The organism is Halorubrum sp. CBA1125, from assembly GCF_009742825.1.
Lineage (GTDB): Archaea > Halobacteriota > Halobacteria > Halobacteriales > Haloferacaceae > Halorubrum.
The window spans coordinates 1-14,507 of record NZ_WPCE01000062.1; the positions used below are offsets into that span (position 1 = coordinate 1).

The 14,507-nt window shown below is 69.7% G+C and carries 13 protein-coding genes and 3 pseudogenes; 6 read left to right on the plus strand and 10 right to left on the minus strand.

Annotated features, from left to right (window positions below; genetic code table 11):
* From GJ633_RS07615 to GJ633_RS17110, 3 genes and pseudogenes are all read right to left on the minus strand, one after another.
* Positions 1 to 613 (minus strand): AAA family ATPase (locus tag GJ633_RS07615; protein ID WP_321168963.1); only part of this gene is annotated, 613 nt, incomplete at its 3' end.
* Positions 610 to 1,291, minus strand: a pseudogene (locus GJ633_RS07620) (TIGR00303 family protein); the annotation flags it as partial. The gene GJ633_RS07615 and the pseudogene GJ633_RS07620, both read right to left, overlap by 4 nt.
* Positions 1,271 to 1,468: pseudogene (locus tag GJ633_RS17110) on the minus strand (P-loop NTPase); the annotation flags it as partial. The pseudogenes GJ633_RS07620 and GJ633_RS17110, both read right to left, overlap by 21 nt.
* A 133-nt stretch (positions 1,469 to 1,601) precedes the next feature.
* Between GJ633_RS17110 and GJ633_RS07625 the strand changes: the two are divergent.
* Positions 1,602 to 2,984 (plus strand): rhodanese-like domain-containing protein, encoded by a 1,383-nt coding sequence (locus tag GJ633_RS07625; RefSeq protein ID WP_156588340.1) that lies wholly within the window; start codon positions 1,602 to 1,604, stop codon positions 2,982 to 2,984.
* Between the two features lie 36 nt (positions 2,985 to 3,020).
* Here GJ633_RS07625 and GJ633_RS07630 read toward each other — a convergent pair whose 3' ends face one another.
* The 4 genes from GJ633_RS07630 to GJ633_RS07645 all read right to left on the minus strand — a co-directional run bounded on the left by GJ633_RS07630 (position 3,021) and on the right by GJ633_RS07645 (position 5,607).
* Complete coding sequence (locus GJ633_RS07630; RefSeq protein ID WP_156588341.1) at positions 3,021 to 3,260, minus strand: hypothetical protein; 240 nt, start codon at positions 3,258 to 3,260, stop codon at positions 3,021 to 3,023.
* A gap of 85 nt (positions 3,261 to 3,345) precedes the next feature.
* Positions 3,346 to 3,618, minus strand: a complete 273-nt coding sequence (locus tag GJ633_RS07635) for a hypothetical protein (RefSeq protein ID WP_156588342.1) — start codon at positions 3,616 to 3,618, stop codon at positions 3,346 to 3,348.
* 90 nt (positions 3,619 to 3,708) lie between these two features.
* On the minus strand, positions 3,709 to 4,542 hold the full coding sequence (locus tag GJ633_RS07640; RefSeq protein ID WP_231741286.1) for an endonuclease V: 834 nt from the start codon (positions 4,540 to 4,542) through the stop codon (positions 3,709 to 3,711).
* Between the two features lie 120 nt (positions 4,543 to 4,662).
* Positions 4,663 to 5,607: a rhomboid family intramembrane serine protease gene (locus GJ633_RS07645; RefSeq protein ID WP_156588344.1), complete on the minus strand. Its 945-nt coding sequence runs from the start codon at positions 5,605 to 5,607 to the stop codon at positions 4,663 to 4,665.
* A gap of 198 nt (positions 5,608 to 5,805) precedes the next feature.
* On the opposite strand from GJ633_RS07645, the gene GJ633_RS07650 reads away from it, so the two are divergent.
* Positions 5,806 to 7,242 (plus strand): glycerate kinase, encoded by a 1,437-nt coding sequence (locus GJ633_RS07650; protein ID WP_156588345.1) that lies wholly within the window; start codon positions 5,806 to 5,808, stop codon positions 7,240 to 7,242.
* 19 nt (positions 7,243 to 7,261) lie between these two features.
* On the opposite strand, the gene GJ633_RS07655 is transcribed toward GJ633_RS07650, so the two are convergent.
* A complete protein-coding gene (locus tag GJ633_RS07655; protein WP_321168964.1) occupies positions 7,262 to 8,113 on the minus strand; it encodes an IclR family transcriptional regulator in 852 nt (283 codons plus the stop codon).
* A 189-nt stretch (positions 8,114 to 8,302) separates the two neighbouring features.
* On the opposite strand from GJ633_RS07655, the gene GJ633_RS07660 reads away from it, so the two are divergent.
* The gene (locus GJ633_RS07660) at positions 8,303 to 9,328 is read left to right on the plus strand and encodes a zinc-dependent alcohol dehydrogenase family protein (RefSeq protein ID WP_197431285.1); all 1,026 of its coding nucleotides are present in this window, start codon (positions 8,303 to 8,305) and stop codon (positions 9,326 to 9,328) included.
* A gap of 17 nt (positions 9,329 to 9,345) precedes the next feature.
* Here the strand turns inward: GJ633_RS07660 and dgoD are convergent, their stop codons facing one another.
* A complete protein-coding gene (gene dgoD / locus GJ633_RS07665; RefSeq protein WP_156588347.1) occupies positions 9,346 to 10,497 on the minus strand; it encodes a galactonate dehydratase in 1,152 nt (383 codons plus the stop codon).
* A gap of 131 nt (positions 10,498 to 10,628) precedes the next feature.
* Between dgoD and GJ633_RS07670 the strand changes: the two genes are divergently transcribed.
* From GJ633_RS07670 to GJ633_RS07680, 3 genes and pseudogenes are all read left to right on the plus strand, one after another.
* Positions 10,629 to 11,363 carry a type I 3-dehydroquinate dehydratase gene (locus GJ633_RS07670; protein WP_156588348.1) on the plus strand — a complete coding sequence of 245 codons (735 nt, stop codon included), beginning with the start codon at positions 10,629 to 10,631 and terminating at the stop codon, positions 11,361 to 11,363.
* A gap of 188 nt (positions 11,364 to 11,551) precedes the next feature.
* Positions 11,552 to 12,082 (plus strand): amino acid-binding protein, encoded by a 531-nt coding sequence (locus tag GJ633_RS07675; RefSeq protein WP_156588349.1) that lies wholly within the window; start codon positions 11,552 to 11,554, stop codon positions 12,080 to 12,082.
* Positions 12,079 to 13,052 (plus strand): annotated as a pseudogene (locus GJ633_RS07680) (homoserine dehydrogenase). Before GJ633_RS07675 ends, GJ633_RS07680 begins: the two are co-directional and overlap by 4 nt.
* A 133-nt stretch (positions 13,053 to 13,185) precedes the next feature.
* Here GJ633_RS07680 and GJ633_RS07685 read toward each other — a convergent pair.
* The gene (locus GJ633_RS07685) at positions 13,186 to 14,157 is read right to left on the minus strand and encodes a transcription initiation factor IIB family protein (RefSeq protein ID WP_156588350.1); all 972 of its coding nucleotides are present in this window, start codon (positions 14,155 to 14,157) and stop codon (positions 13,186 to 13,188) included.
* Between the last annotated feature and the right edge of the window lie 350 nt (positions 14,158 to 14,507).

Consider the following 14,507-nt stretch of genomic DNA (forward strand, 5'->3'; position numbering starts at 1 on the left):
CCCCGACCGCGTCGAGCGCGTCGTCGGGCACCGGCGCCTCCTCGCCCATGTGCAGCCCGAGGTGTCGCTCCGGGACGGACAGGTCGTCGCTGGGCGGGATCCGGCCGAGGTACGCCAGCTCGTCCGGGAGCGCGTCGCGGATCCCTCGCTCGTGGCGGCCGCCGTGGGCGCGCTGGGCGAGGACGCCGACGACGTCGACGTCGCGGCCGACGCGGGCGGCGTACCGCTCGAAGCCGAGCGCGGTCGCGGCCACGCTCTCCATGCCCGCCTTCGCGTCGACGACGAGCACGACCGGGAGGTCGAGCGCCTCGGCGACCGCGGCGGTGCTGGAGCCGTCGCCGTCGTACAGCCCCATCACCCCCTCGACGACGCAGACGTCGCCCTCGCCGCGCGCGTAGTTCCGCCGGAGCCCGTCGGTGTCCTGGAGCCATCGGTCGAGCGTCCGCGAGGGGCGCCCCGCGACGCGCTCGTGGTGGCTCGGGTCGATGAAGTCGGGGCCGGCCTTCGCCGGCTGCACCGCGTGACCGGCCGCTTCGAGCGCCCGGATCGCGGCGAGCGTCGCGACCGTCTTGCCCACGCCGGAGCGCGTGCCGCCGAGGACGACCCCCTTCACGGGCGATCGCCTCCGGTGGAACCCGGACTCCCGGCAGCACCCGGACTCCCGGCGGGACCCCGACTCGCCCGCCGCTCCGCGAGCAGCCGGTCGGCCAGCGAGACGACCCGGTCGCGCACGTCGCGTCGGGGACGCCCGCCCGGTCGGCCAGCGCCAGCGCCCCGCCCATGCCGACGCCCTCCTTCGCCTCGCCGCGGGCGTACGCCGCCATCGCCGGGTGGTCGCGCCCGGCGAAGCCCGGATCGGTCGCGGTCAGCGACAGGTCGAGGTCGGCCGCGAGCGCGGCCACGTCCGCAGACGGGTCGTCGGCGACGAACCCGGTCGTCGCGAGCCGGAACCGCCGGTCCGCCCCGCGTGTCGCGCGAGCGCCGCCGCCGCCGCCAGCTTGCGTTCCGCCCGCGAGCGTGACGCCGATCCCGCGCTCCGCGCGCCGAGACGAGCCCCGCGACCGCCGCCAGCACGGGGTCGCCCATCGCCCCGGACCGCCGCGACGGGGTCGACGGCGGCGTCGCCCGGGTCGAGCCCGCTGGCGTCCAGTCCCTCTCCGACGACCGCGCGCTTGGTCTCGATCGGGTTCGTCGGCAGCGACGACGAGACCACCGGCCGCTCGCCGAGCGCCGTCAGGACCCCGAGCGCGGTCGTCGTCCCGCCGGGGATCGTCTCGGCGACGAGCAGGTCGTGGAGGGTGACCGTCGCGTCGTCGAGCCCGGTGTGGAAAAGCAGGTTCGCCATCCCGGTGTCGGCGTCGACGACGGTGACGTCGTGTTCCGTCGCGAGCGCCATCCCGAGCGCGAGCGTGCTCGTCGTTTTCCCCGTGCCGCCCTTCCCGCTGGCGACCGCGAACGCCTCGACCATACACCGTCTGTCCCCTCGGTCAGCTAAAACCTGTCTATCGACCGGCCGAACCCGCTGATACGTCCCCAACCGTCGGTGAATTCCCGTCGCCCGCCGGAACAGCGTTTTGTCCGCGCGTCGCCAACGACCAACCATGGCCACCGTTATCACGCCCGGCGCGTTCCGCGACATGGTCGACGAGCGCCGGCGCGGCGATCGGTCCTTCGCCGTCGTGGATACCCGCCCCCGCGAGAGCTACGAGGGGTGGCGGATCGCCGGCGCGGTCCACTACTTCTACAAGCCGTTCCACGAGTTCGACCGGGACGACTTCGAGGCCGAGACCGGACTCGGTCCGGGGGACACGATCGTCACGACCTGCGCGAAGGGGAAGGCGTCGCGCGACCTCGCCAAGGAGCTGACCGCGGCGGGGTACGACGACGTCTTCGTCCTCGAAGACGGGATGCGCAGCTGGGCGGGCGTCTACGACCGGGTCGCGGTGCCGCTGCCGGACGCGGGCGAGGGCCCGCTCGATGTCGTCCAGATCCAGCGCCGCGCGAAGGGGTGTCTGGGGTACCTCGTCGCGGGCGGGTTCGCGTCCGACGCGGACGGGCGCGCCGCCGTCGCTCCTTCCGACGGCTCTGACCGCGTCGCCGTCGCTCCTTCCGACAGCTCCGACCGCGTCGCCGTCGCGATCGACGTCTCGCGGCACGGCGACGAGTGGCGGGCGGCCGCCGCCGACCTGGACGCGTCGATCGCGGCGGTCCTCGACACGCACGTCCACGCCGACCACCTCTCGGGCGGCCGGGCGCTCGCCGACGACCTCGGCGTGCCGTACCACCTGCCGGCCGCGGCCGCCGACCGCGACGTGGCGTACGCGTTCGAGCCGCTCGCGCGCAACGAGACGCTCGACGTCGGCGGGACCGACCTGAAGGCGCTCGCGACCCCGGGTCACACCGACGACGGCGCGAGCTACCTGATCGGTCGCTCGGCGGTTCTCACGGGCGACACGCTGTTCACCGACAGCGTGGGTCGGACCGAACTGCAGTTCGCGGCGAACGAGGAGGACCCGGCCGACGGCGACGGATCGGTCGACAGGGACGGGACAGGAGTGGGTGACGCCGCGTCGGCGGCGACCGACACGGCCCGGGAGTCGGCGGGCGCGGCGACCGGGGCCGAGCGGCTCTACGACTCGCTCCACCGGACGCTGCTCGCTGAACCCGACGACGTCGTCGTCCTCCCGGGTCACTTCGCGGTCGGAAACGACGGAACGACGGGCGACGCGGTGCCCGGCGAGCCGGTGACGACGACGGTCGGCGACGCGCGCCGGGAGATCGCCGTCCTCGACCTCGACCGGAAACCCTTCGTCGACCGGATCACGGCGACGCTGCCGGAGAAGCCGCCGAACTACGAGTCGGTTATCGCGGCGAACCGCGGCGTCGAGGCGCCCGCCGACGAGACCGCGGCGATCGAACTCGAACTCGGGCCGAATCGCTGTGCGGTCGAGACGGGGGAAGAATCGACCGCGGACGACGACTGACGTCGCCGCGCGAGTCGTCTCCGGCGTTGTGACTTCTCACTCGCGGTCGGCTTCCAGCGTCTCGACCCGCTCGCGAAGGTCCTCTTTTTCGCGGATGAGCGCGTTGACGGTCGCTTCGAGGTCGGCGACGCGGCTCAGGAGTTCGAGGTACGCGTAGCCGGCGAACAGACCGAGCACGAGTCCGACGACGCCGCCGACGAGGAAGCCGGCGACGCTCGTGGCTGCGAGAAAGACCGCGTCGGCGACGTCGTCGGCGCTGATCGAGGGGAGGGCCATACGGGCTGCTGGCGGTCGACCGCTCAAAAGCGATTCGGCTCGTCTGGCGTCGTCGTCCGCGTCCCGAAGACGACTCTCGGCGCCGTCACTCGTCGTGGATGAACACGAGCCGCTTCGATTCGGTGTTACACAGACACAGGTCGATCCCGTCGCGGGTCGCGCCGATCTGCTGCCAACCGTGATCGCTGACGAACAGCGTCTGGAAGACGCCGCGGTCGCAGTCGGGGTTCGGACACCCCACGCCCGCGGCGTTCTTGTACACGGTCGTCCCCCCGCCGGAACTCTGTCGCACCAGACCGTCCCTCAGCGAGCGGAACTCCTCGGCAGACATCGGTCCGTCCGTGTCCTCGTCTCCCATACGTTCGCGTTCGTCGCCCACAGTATATAAACCGCCGGGCAGTGACAATCGGTAGCACGTAACGGACTCCGCGCCCTTCGCGTTTCGGACTCAGCGCTCCTCACGTTTCGCGACGTCGGCGTACGCGTCCGCGATCCGGGTCGGCTCGGGGAGCTTGTAGCCCGCACACAGCGCCTCGACGAGGTCCACGGTCGTCTCCGGCGAGACGCGGTGGCCGGGGCTCACGTACAGCGGGTTCACGCGGCGGCTGTTCGGGTACTGCCGCGACTGGAACGCGTAGCCGAGGACGGGCGTGTCGTCGGTCACCGTCCCCGTCGTCTCCACCGACTCGTCCGCGCGTATCGGCGTCCGCCAGCCCGCGGGGCGTCCGTCGACCGACGCGGCGGGCTCGCCACAGAGCAGGCTCTTCGCGACGCCGACGCTCGGAACGTCCCGGAGGACCCCGACGTGGGTCGCGACGCCGGCCTCGCGAAAGTGGATCCGCCCGGAGCCGTCACAGACGAGGAGGTCGGGCTCGGCGTCGAGCGCGTCGAGCGCGGCCAGCATCGGGCCGCCCTCGCGGAACGCGAGGAGTCCGGGAACGTACGGGATCGACAGCGGCGTCGCCGCGCTCGCGTACTCGATCACGGCGCCGTCGCGGACCGCCACCGCCGCGGAGACCGCCTCGTCGAACGTCCCGTCTCCGTTCGGGCCCCCGTCGTCGGCCGTACTGCCGTCCTCGGCCATACTCCCGTCGCCAGTCGTCCGGAACGCCTGGTCGATGCCCACGACGACCGGCGCGTCCGGGTCACCGGCGTCCGGGCGCGTCGCCGGGAGTCCGTCCGCGAGGTCGGCCGGCTCGTCGATCGCGACCGCGGCCGGGTCGAGCCCGTGATCGTCCTCGAAGACGGCCGTCGCCGCGATGTCGCGCTGGAGCGTCTCCATCTCGGCCCGCGACAGCGACGGGTCGGGACGGAACGCCGGGTGGACGAGCGTCTCGGGATCGACGGGGGAGGTTCCGTCGCCCGCGGGAGCGGTCCCGTCGTTCTCGCGTTCCGGGGACATTCAGAGTCGCCCGCCCGGGCCGCCGGGACCGCGGGGGCCGCGCGAGCCACCCATCTGCACGCCACCCCGGCCGCGCGCGGACCGCGCGAGCCCCTCGTTGTGCTTGCCGAACGCGAGCCCGATCGCGAACCCGATCAGGTGTGCGAGGTGTGCGATACCGCCGACGCCGCCCGCCCCCGTGGTGACGACGAGGGTCGCGGAGATGAGCGCGATCCCCCACGTGAGGTACTTGAGTTTCATCGGGATCACGAAGAACAACAGGATCTCCATGTTCGGCCGCCAGACGGTGAGCACGCCGAGTATCGCGAACGTCGCGCCGCTGGCGCCGAGCACGCCGACGGTGGGGGCGCCGGTCGCGATCGCGAACAGCACGTGCCCGAGGCCGGCGAGCACGCCCGCCGCGAGGAAGAACCCGAAGAACCGCTTCGAGCCGACCGCGCGTTCGACGAGCGGCCCGAAGAAGAACAGCACGATGCTGTTCCCGATGATGTGGAACAGCCCGGCCCGCGAGTGCGAGAACACCGCGGTCACCCACGTCCAGACGTTGCCGAGCGCGTCCGACCGGAGGACGAACAGTTGGCTGTGGACGGCCTCGCCGAAGACGATCGTCACCGTCCACTGCGCGACGAACGTGAGCCACATCAGTCCCAACAGGACGTACGTCGCGTTCCCGCGGACGTAGCTCACGAGCCCGCCGGTGCTCGTCTCGCTGGCGATTCGGCGTTTCACCCGCTCCGTGACGCCGCCGGAGTTGCCGGCGCCGTCTCCGGCCTCGACGGAGTCGTCGAACCCGCTGTCGAAGACGCCGCCCGGGTCGTTCCACTCCGAGAGCCCCGGGCAGTCGTGGTTCTCCGGGAGCCGGTGTTCGGCACAGAACGTCTGACCGCACCGTTTACACTGGTACGGGAGATTCTCGTACTCCCCACACACGTCGCACGTCGCCATTGGGGCCCCTTGTGTCGGCGGTGGTAAAGCGGTTTGGCTCCCGGTCGCGCGAGGGCCGAGGCCCGGAGGAAACGCGCGTGGGCGGCCGGCGCAAGCGCCCGCCCTCTGGTTCCGCACCCGCCCGTGGGTGCTGTGAGCGCCGCGAGCGCCGCACCCGCGGTGAGCGTGATTTATGTGTCCGTGAGCGGAGCACCCACCATGATCGACCGCAGCGGTATCCGAGACGGCCACGAGACGGCCCGCGTCGCCCTCGACGCCGTCGAGGCCGGAATCGACGCCGCTCATCCCGACTCGGTGCTCGCGGACGCCATCGCGGTGGCGGGAACGACGCTCCACGTCGCCGACGAGCGGTACGACCTCGACGCCTACGACGAGGTCGTCGTCCTCGGCGGCGGGAACGCGGCCGGCCGGATCGCGGCGTTCCTCGCGGACCGGCTGGGCGACGCGCTGACCGGCGGCGTCGTCGTGACGGACGACCCGGCGCCGGCCGATCCGGTCGAGGTCGTCTCCGGGATCCACCCGGTGCCGAGCGAGGCGAACGTCGACGGCGCGCGTCGCGTGTTGGATCGCGCCCGCGAGAGCGACGGCGACACGCTCGTGCTCGCGCCCGTCACCGGCGGGGGGAGCGCGCTGCTCGCGGCGCCCGCGGGCGACGTCACCCTCGACGACCTCCAGGCGCTCACCGACGCACTGCTCCGGAGCGGGGCCCCGATCGACCGGATCAACTGCGTGCGAAAGCACGTCTCGGCGATCAAAGGCGGGTCGCTCGCGGACGCGATCGCCCCGGCGACGGCGGTCGGGTTGGTGTTCAGCGACGTGTCCTCCGGCGACCCCGCCGTCGTCGCCAGCGGGCCCCTGTCACCGGACCCGACGACGTACGCCGACGCGCTCGACGTCCTGTCGCGGTTCGACGTGGACGCGCCCGACGCGGTCGTGGAGCACCTCCGGGACGGCGCCGACGGCGATCGCGACGAGACGCCGACGGCGGGCGACCCGGCGTTCGAAACCGTCTCGGTCCGCGTGCTCGCGGACAACTACACCGCGCTCTCGGCGGCCCGCGACGCCTGCGCCGAGGCGGGGTTCGACACGGTGGTCCTCTCCTCGTCGGTCCGGGGCGAGGCGCGGGAGGCGGCGAAGACACACGTCGCGATCGCGGAGGAGGTCCGCCGGACCGGCAATCCGCGGCCCGCGCCCGTCGCGGTGCTCTCGGGCGGCGAGACGACGGTCACGATCGGCGGAGGAGGCGAGGGTGACGCCGACGAGGACGGAGGCGACGGGACGGGCGAAGTCGACGCCGACGAAGACGGAGATGGCGGGACGGTGGACGCCGACGGCGATCGGGGCGCGACGGGCGGGCCGAACCAGGAGTTCGCGTTGAGCGCGGCGGTCGAGCTGCCCGCCGACGCGGTGCTGTGTGCGGTCGACACGGACGGGATCGACGGGCCGACCGACGCCGCGGGGGCGCTCGTCGACGCCGACACCGTTGACGACGACCGTCACGCCCGTGACCGGCTGGCGGCACACGACGCCTACGGCTACCTCGACGAACGGGGGGCGCTCGTGCGGACCGGGAAGACGGGCACCAACGTCAACGACCTCCGCGTGCTGCTCGTCGCCGACCGGTCGTCGGCCTGAGGGGTTCGGCGATCAAACCTTACGTCGTCAGGTCGACCCCTATCGACTTTGCCGTACTGATCACCTGGCCGGTGACGTCTTCTTTGAGATATCGACCGTGGAGTCGATCGAGGGGCCCACATATCCCAATCGCAGCGGCTGGCGCGCGCTCACCGAGGCCGACCGCGGTTCCGACCCCGACTATCCCCGCAAAATGTTCTTCTCTGGCAAACGCCACGTCGTCTTCGCGAATTCGCTGTAGCGTCGAAAAGAGGGCGTCCGTATCCGAGACCGTCTGGTCAGTCACCGACTCGAGACCGTGTCGTGAGACGATTTCGGTCACGCGCTCGTCGCTGAGCGTGGCGAGAATCGCCTTTCCGGGAGCGGTGACGTGCAGCGGGAGCGCGTCGCCGGAGACGTATTCGGGAGACCAGGACTCGCTACCTGCAGTCTGATACACACAGACGCCCTGCCCGTCCTCTTCGACGAACAGCGTCGCGACTTCGCCCGTCGTCCTCGTGAGGTTTTCTAAGTGTGGGCGCACCGCGTCGAAGATCTCGTAGCCCGTCCGCACACGACTGCCGAGCGACAGCAATCGGAGCGACGGCCGATATTTCTGGTCCTCCTTTCGTACGTATCCGAGTTCCGAGAGCGTCCCGAGGTGGTTGTAGACGACCCCCTTCGAGAGACCGACAACGTCGGCCAGCTCCGTGACTCCCATCGGTCCGTCGGCCGCGATCAGCGTCTCCAGGATCTGAAAGGAGTTCACCGTGGCCGCAACTGTTTTTGGACCCGTTTGCGACATCTGTTCTTCGCCGCTACGCGCTCGGGAGACAAAATGATTGTTTTTCAGAGACAAACAAATCGTCCTGAGGAACGAGTTCGCCGCCACCAACGTTGTACACAACGATCCGGTATTTGTGACATAACTGGTGTTTTTTCCTCCGGTCCATCTTCTGTTTGTCTCTGGAAAACAAACCGAAACCCCTGAATTCGAGTGTGACAGACGTTCTTCCCGAGAATACTCGATCCGCTCGGCAGATTTATGTACAGCGTCCAAACTCGGTCCGATATCGGATCGATGAAATCAGCAATCCTCACAGACGACCGTTCGGTAGAGATCAGTAATCGGCAGCGACCGGTACCGGATAACGACGAGCTGCTCGTCGAGGTCGACGCCTGCGGCGTCTGTACGACGGACGTGCATATGTACAGCGGGTCGCTCACCGTCGGCTACCCGATGACGCCCGGCCACGAGAGCGCCGGCGAGGTCGTGGCGGTGGGCGACGCCGTCGGCGACTACGAGGCTGGCGACCGCGTCGCGATCAACCCCTCGATTCCGTGCCACGAGTGTCAGGCCTGCAAATCCGGCCGGGAGAACCTCTGTCAGGACCTCACGTCGCTCGGTGGTGCGGCGAAACACATCATCGAGGGCGCGTTCGCGGAGTACGTGACCGTTCCCGCCGCCAACGCCGAAGACATCGGTGACCTCGACTACCGGACCGCGGCGTTCGCAGAGCCGCTCGGCTGCTGTATCAACGGCGTGGATCAGATCGATCTCACCAGCGGCGAGACGGTCGTCGTCGTCGGTGCCGGCGCGATCGGCCTCCTGCTCACGCAACTGCTCCGAGCCAGCGGCGCGGGAACCATCGTCGTCTCTGAACCCGTCGAACAACGCCGCGAGACGGCACTCGATACCGGCGCGGACCACGTCGTGGACCCGACCGAGGAAGACCCGCAGACGGCGATTCCGGAACTCGTCGGTTCCGTCGACGTGGCGATCGAAGCCGTCGGGCTACCCGACACGATCGAGCAGGCCTACGAACTCACCGGTCCTGGCGGCCGGACGCTCGTGTTCGGGGTGCCCCCGGAAGACGCGACGGTCGAGATCTCCCCGTTCGACGTGTTCTACGAGGAGCGCGAGGTCATCGGGACGTACTCGCTCACGCCCGACTCGTTCGCGCGAGCCGTGACGCTCCTCCGGAACGACCGCCTCGACGTCGACACGCTCGTGACGGACGAGTTCGCGCTCGACGAGGTCGAGCAGGCGTTCGAACAGATGGAGGCCCGAGAAGGGCTGAAGAAGATCGTCTATCCGAACGCGTAGCGCCGAGTTCCGGGTACTCACCACTCGGCGATGCCGCCGTCCTCGTGCCGCCAGACGGGATTGGACCACTTCACATCCGCTCGGGACTGTTCGCGAACGTACGCCTCGTCGACGGTGATCCCGAGCCCCGGGTCCGTCGGGCGTTTCACGTAGCCGTCGTCGAACGCGAACGTATGCGGGTCTTCGAGGTACTGGAGGCCGACGCTTTCGGCGGGGTCGTGGAGAGACAGATCCTGTTCTTGCATCACCGCGTTGTGTGAACAGAAGACGACCTGCAGGCTCGCCGCGAAGGCGACGGGACTCAGGGGACAGTGGGGCACGACCGCCACGTCGAACGCGTCCGCCATCGTCGCGATCTTACGCAGTTCGGTGATGCCGCCGACGTGGGTGACGTCGGGCTGGATGACCGAAACCGCACCCGCAGTGAGGAGCGGCTTGAAGTCGTACCGGGAGTAAAACCGCTCGCCGGTCGCTATCGGAACGGTGGTCTGTTCTGCGAGCGTCGCGAGGAACTCGGAGTGTTCCGGGAGAATCGGCTGGTCGACAAACATCAGCCCGTACGGCTCCAGCGACTCGACGAGGCGTCGCGTCATCGGTTTGGAGACGCGCCCGTGGAAGTCCACGCCGAGATAGAGGTCGTCGTCGACGGCGTCCCGAACGGCCGCGACGCGTTTCCGCGCTCGTTCGACGGCGCCGGGTGGTTCGAGCGCGCGGAACTCCGCGGTCGCGTTCATCTTGATCGCCTTATAGCCCTGATTGCGGCGAGTGATCGCCTCGTTCGTGAGTTCTTCCCGGTCTTCACCGCCGATCCACTGGTGGATCATAACCCTGTCGCGGACGTGACCGCCGAGCAGCTGGTGAACCGGGGCGTCGTAGTGTTTGCCTTTGATGTCCCACAGCGCGTGATCGATACCGGCGAGGGCGCTCATCAGGATCGGCCCCCCTCGGTAGTACCGCCCCTGGTACATCGTCCGCCAGTGACGTTCCGTCTCCAGCGGGTCCTCTCCGAGGAGGTACGCCTCGACCAGTTCCTCGACGGCCGCTTCGACGGTTTCGAGCCCCCCCTGAACGATCGGCTCGCCCCAGCCTACGAGACCGTCGCTCGTTTCCAACTTGAGAAGAAGCCAGCGTGGCGGGACGGCGAACAGCTCGTAGTCTGTGACACGCATACGCGGAACAGCGCTGACAGATACTTCAAATGCACCGCTAGAAGATCGCTCCGCCTCACTCGGCGTCCGTGTTGGAACGCCGCCGCGGTCGACGGGGAACGTTTTTTATTCGTCAGATGGTAGTGCGTCGCATGGACTTCGAGTCGTTCGCGCTCGCGGCCACGACAGACGACCTGACGCGGGAGCCCGAGGCCCGTGGGCTCGCCGACGTCGTCGAGTTCCGCATGGACAAGGCGGACGACCCGCTCGCGCAGCTCGACGACTACGACGGGGAGCTGCCGCTGATCGCGACGAACCGGACGCGCTGGTTCGGCGGACAGGCCGTCGACACGGGTCGGCTCGACAGGCTCTCCGCGGCCTCGCGGTCCGAGAGCGTCGAGGTCGTCGACGTCGAGCTGGAGACCGCGCGGAGCACCGAGTGGATCCTCGACGAGCTCCGCGAGAACGGCGTCGACTGCATCGTCTCACACCACACGTTCGAGGACACGCCCGAGCGGGACATCCTCGACGCCATCTTCCGTCAGTGCGGCGAGTACGGCGACGTCGCGAAGGTGGCGACGTTTCCCGAACGGCACACGGACGTCCTCCGCCTGCTGCGGTCGGTCGCGACCGCGACGAGGAAGGGGACCGACGTGGCGGGGATCGCGATGGGACGGATCGGCAGCCACTCCCGGGCGGTCGCCCCGATATACGGGTCGAAGCTGGGCTACGCGCCGCTCGCCGCCGACGAGAGCAAGTACGCGCCGGGACAGATACCGCTCGAACGGCTCCGGTCGTTGGTGGACGGCCTGACCGAAGAAAGCGAGATTCAGCGCGCGGACGCACCGGACGACCGTTCCGAGCCGCGGCGACCCGCGGAACGCTGACCCGTCGACGGTATCCGCTCCCGGCGAGGGAATTCGCGTCTGTCGTCGATATCCTCCCCAGTCGACCGTATCCGCCCCCGTCGACGGCTGTCGGGGCCGCCAACGTGGCGTTTCGGGATCCTTATGAGCGTACCGTCCCATCGACCACCAATGCGTACGCCAGGTAGCCCGAGCGGGGTCGATCGTCGATGAACGAGGACGAGGACGCCGTCAACGCCTACACGATCCGGCTCGAACTCGTCGACGAGCCAGGCGAGTTGCTCCGGTCGCTCCGCCCGATAAGCCAGAACGGGGGGAACCTGCTGTCGATCTTCCACGAACGGGGGAACGTGACGCCGCGCGGCCACATTCCGGTGGAGGTCGACCTCGAGGCAACGGAGTCGCAGTACGAGGCGATCGTCGAGGACCTGCAGGCCGAGGGGATCAACGTGATCCAGGCCGGGGCGGAGCGCTACAGCGAGTCGCTGGTCTGTGTCCTCTCCGGTCACATTGTCGACACCGACCTCTCCGACACGCTCTCGCGGATCCAGGAGGGATCGAACGCCACTGTGACCGATCTCGCGCTGTCGGCGCCCGAGGGGACGCGGAACACCTCCAGCGCGCGCCTCCGGCTCGCCGTCGAGGAGGGTGAGGTGACCGAGACGCTAGAGCGCGTCCGCGAGATCGCCGCCGAGAAGGACCTCCACCTCATCGAGTCGCTGACGCGGGGGCAGGCGTGAAGCTCGCGGTCGTCGGCGCGGGAGTCGTCGGACGTGCGGTCGCCGAGCTGGCCCCCGAGCGGGGTCACGAGATCGTCGCGCTCGCCGACTCCGGCGGCGCGGTCGTCGCCGACGCGGGGACACCCGTCGACGTCGACGCCGCCTTCGCGCGAAAGTCCGAGACGGGGATCGTCGGCGACGCGGAGCCGGCGGACGCGCTGGCGGCGGAGTACGACGTCCTCGTAGAGGCGACACCGACGACCCTCGGCGACGCCGAGCCGGGGTTCTCACACGTCACGACCGCGCTGGAGCGCGACCGCCACGCGGTCCTCGCGAACAAAGGCCCCGTCGCCGAGCGGTTCGGCGACCTCCGGGAGGCCGCCGAACGAAGCGACGGCGAGGTCCGCTTCGAGGCCACCGTCGGCGGCGCCATGCCGGTCCTCTCGACGATCGCGGACCACGGCCCGGGTCACGTCGACACGGTCCGGGGGGTACTCAACGGGACGGCGAACTTCGTCCTCTCGCGCATGGCCGCGGAGGGACTCGACTACGAGCACGTGCTCGCCGAGGCACAAGAACTCGGCGTCGCGGAGGCGGACCCCTCCTTCGACGTGGACGGGACGGACGCGGGGCTGAAGTGCGTCATCCTCGCGAACGTGCTCTCGTTCGGGACGGCCGACGACCCGGCCGACGCCCGCGAGTTCACCCTCGCCGACGCGACGTCGAGGGGATCCGGAACGTCGCCGGCAGCGCCCTCGACCTCGCCGGCGAGGACGGACTCACCGTCCGGCTGATCGGCGAGGTCGCGGACGGGTCGGTCAGGGTCGCCCCACGGCTCGTGAAGCGCCACTCGTCGCTGGCCGTGTCGAGCACGACCAACGTCGTGCAGATCGAGACGACCGCGGCCGGCACGCTCACCGTTTCGGGTCGCGGTGCCGGGGGGAGCGAGACGGCGAGCGCGGTACTGATGGACCTCAACCGGATCGCGTAGCGGCCGCCCGAGTGCGCAGCTCCGGCGACCGGAGCGCAGCCGAAGCCAGCGACCGGAGCGGCGGCAGTCAACAGAACACGCCGCCAGAGGGACGACCGCACTACAGACGCGCGACAGACGAGAAACGAACGGGTTACGCGACGAGGCCGTCTTCGGCTTCGAGCAGCTCGTGGTAGCGGTTGCGGATGGTGACCTCGCTGATGTCGGCGACCTCGCTCACGGCGGCCTGCGTGGTCTTCTCGTTGGTGAGCAGCGCCGCGGCGTAGACGGCGGCGGCCGCGAGCCCGACCGGCGACTTGCCGGAGTGGACGCCCTTGTCCTTGGCGTTGCGCAGGAGGCTCTTCGCGCGCATCTCCGACTCCTCCGAGAGTTCGAGGTCCGAGGCGAACCGCGGGACGTACTGCTCGGGGTCGGCCGGCTTCACTTCGAGCTTGAGTTCGCGGACGACGTAGCGGTACGTCCGGGCGATCTCCGCCTTCTCGACACGGGAGACGTCGGCGATCTCGTCGAGGCTGCGCGGGACGCCGGCCATCCGTGCGGCGGCGTAGACACACGAGGTCGAGACGCCCTCGATGGAGCGGCCGGGCAGCAGGTCCTCGTCAAGCGCGCGCCGGTAGATGACGGAGGCCGTCTCGCGGACGTTGTCCGGGAGCCCCTGAGCGCTGGCCATGCGGTCGATCTCGCCGAGCGCCTGCTTGAGGTTGCGCTCTTTCGAGTCACGCGTGCGGAACCGCTCGTTCCACTTGCGGAGCCGCTGCATCTTCTGGCGCTGGCGTGCCCCGAGCGACCGCCCGTAGGCGTCCTTGTCGCGCCAGTCGATGTTGGTCGAGAGCCCCTTGTCGTGCATGGTGTTGGTGGTCGGGGCGCCGACGCGGCTCTTCTCGTCCTTCTCGCGGGAGTCGAACGCGCGCCACTCCGGCCCGCGGTCGACCGAGTCTTCGTCGACGACCAGCCCGCAGTCGGCACAGACCGTCTCGCCGTGCTCCTCGTCGGTGATCACGTTGCCGCCGCACTCCGGACACTGCAGCGACTCGTCCGCCTGTTCTGTTTCCTCCTCCGTCTCCGTTCGGGAGCGACCCCCCCGTGTGTGCAGTCGTTCACTCATAGCTATCTGTCTCCCGGTAACTGAACATCGCCCGAGAGCGATCTTAGTGGACAGACGGTGGAACTGAACTTAAAACGACCGGAACGTGTCGCTCCGATCCCGACGAAAGAACACGATCTATCACGCTTTTTTCGGGGATCCGCCCCCGAACCCGACCCGTGGAGCGGCACCGCTCGCGGAGGCGGAACCGTTCGGGGAGGCGGAGCCGTTCGGAGAGGCAGCGTTCCGTCTACGGCGCGCAACTGTCGGGTCGAAGCGGGGACCGAAACGCTTGGGTCCGCCGCGCGCCGATCGGGTGACGATGACCTCCCCTCGCGTCGTCTCGCTGGCGCCGAGCGCGACCGCGACCG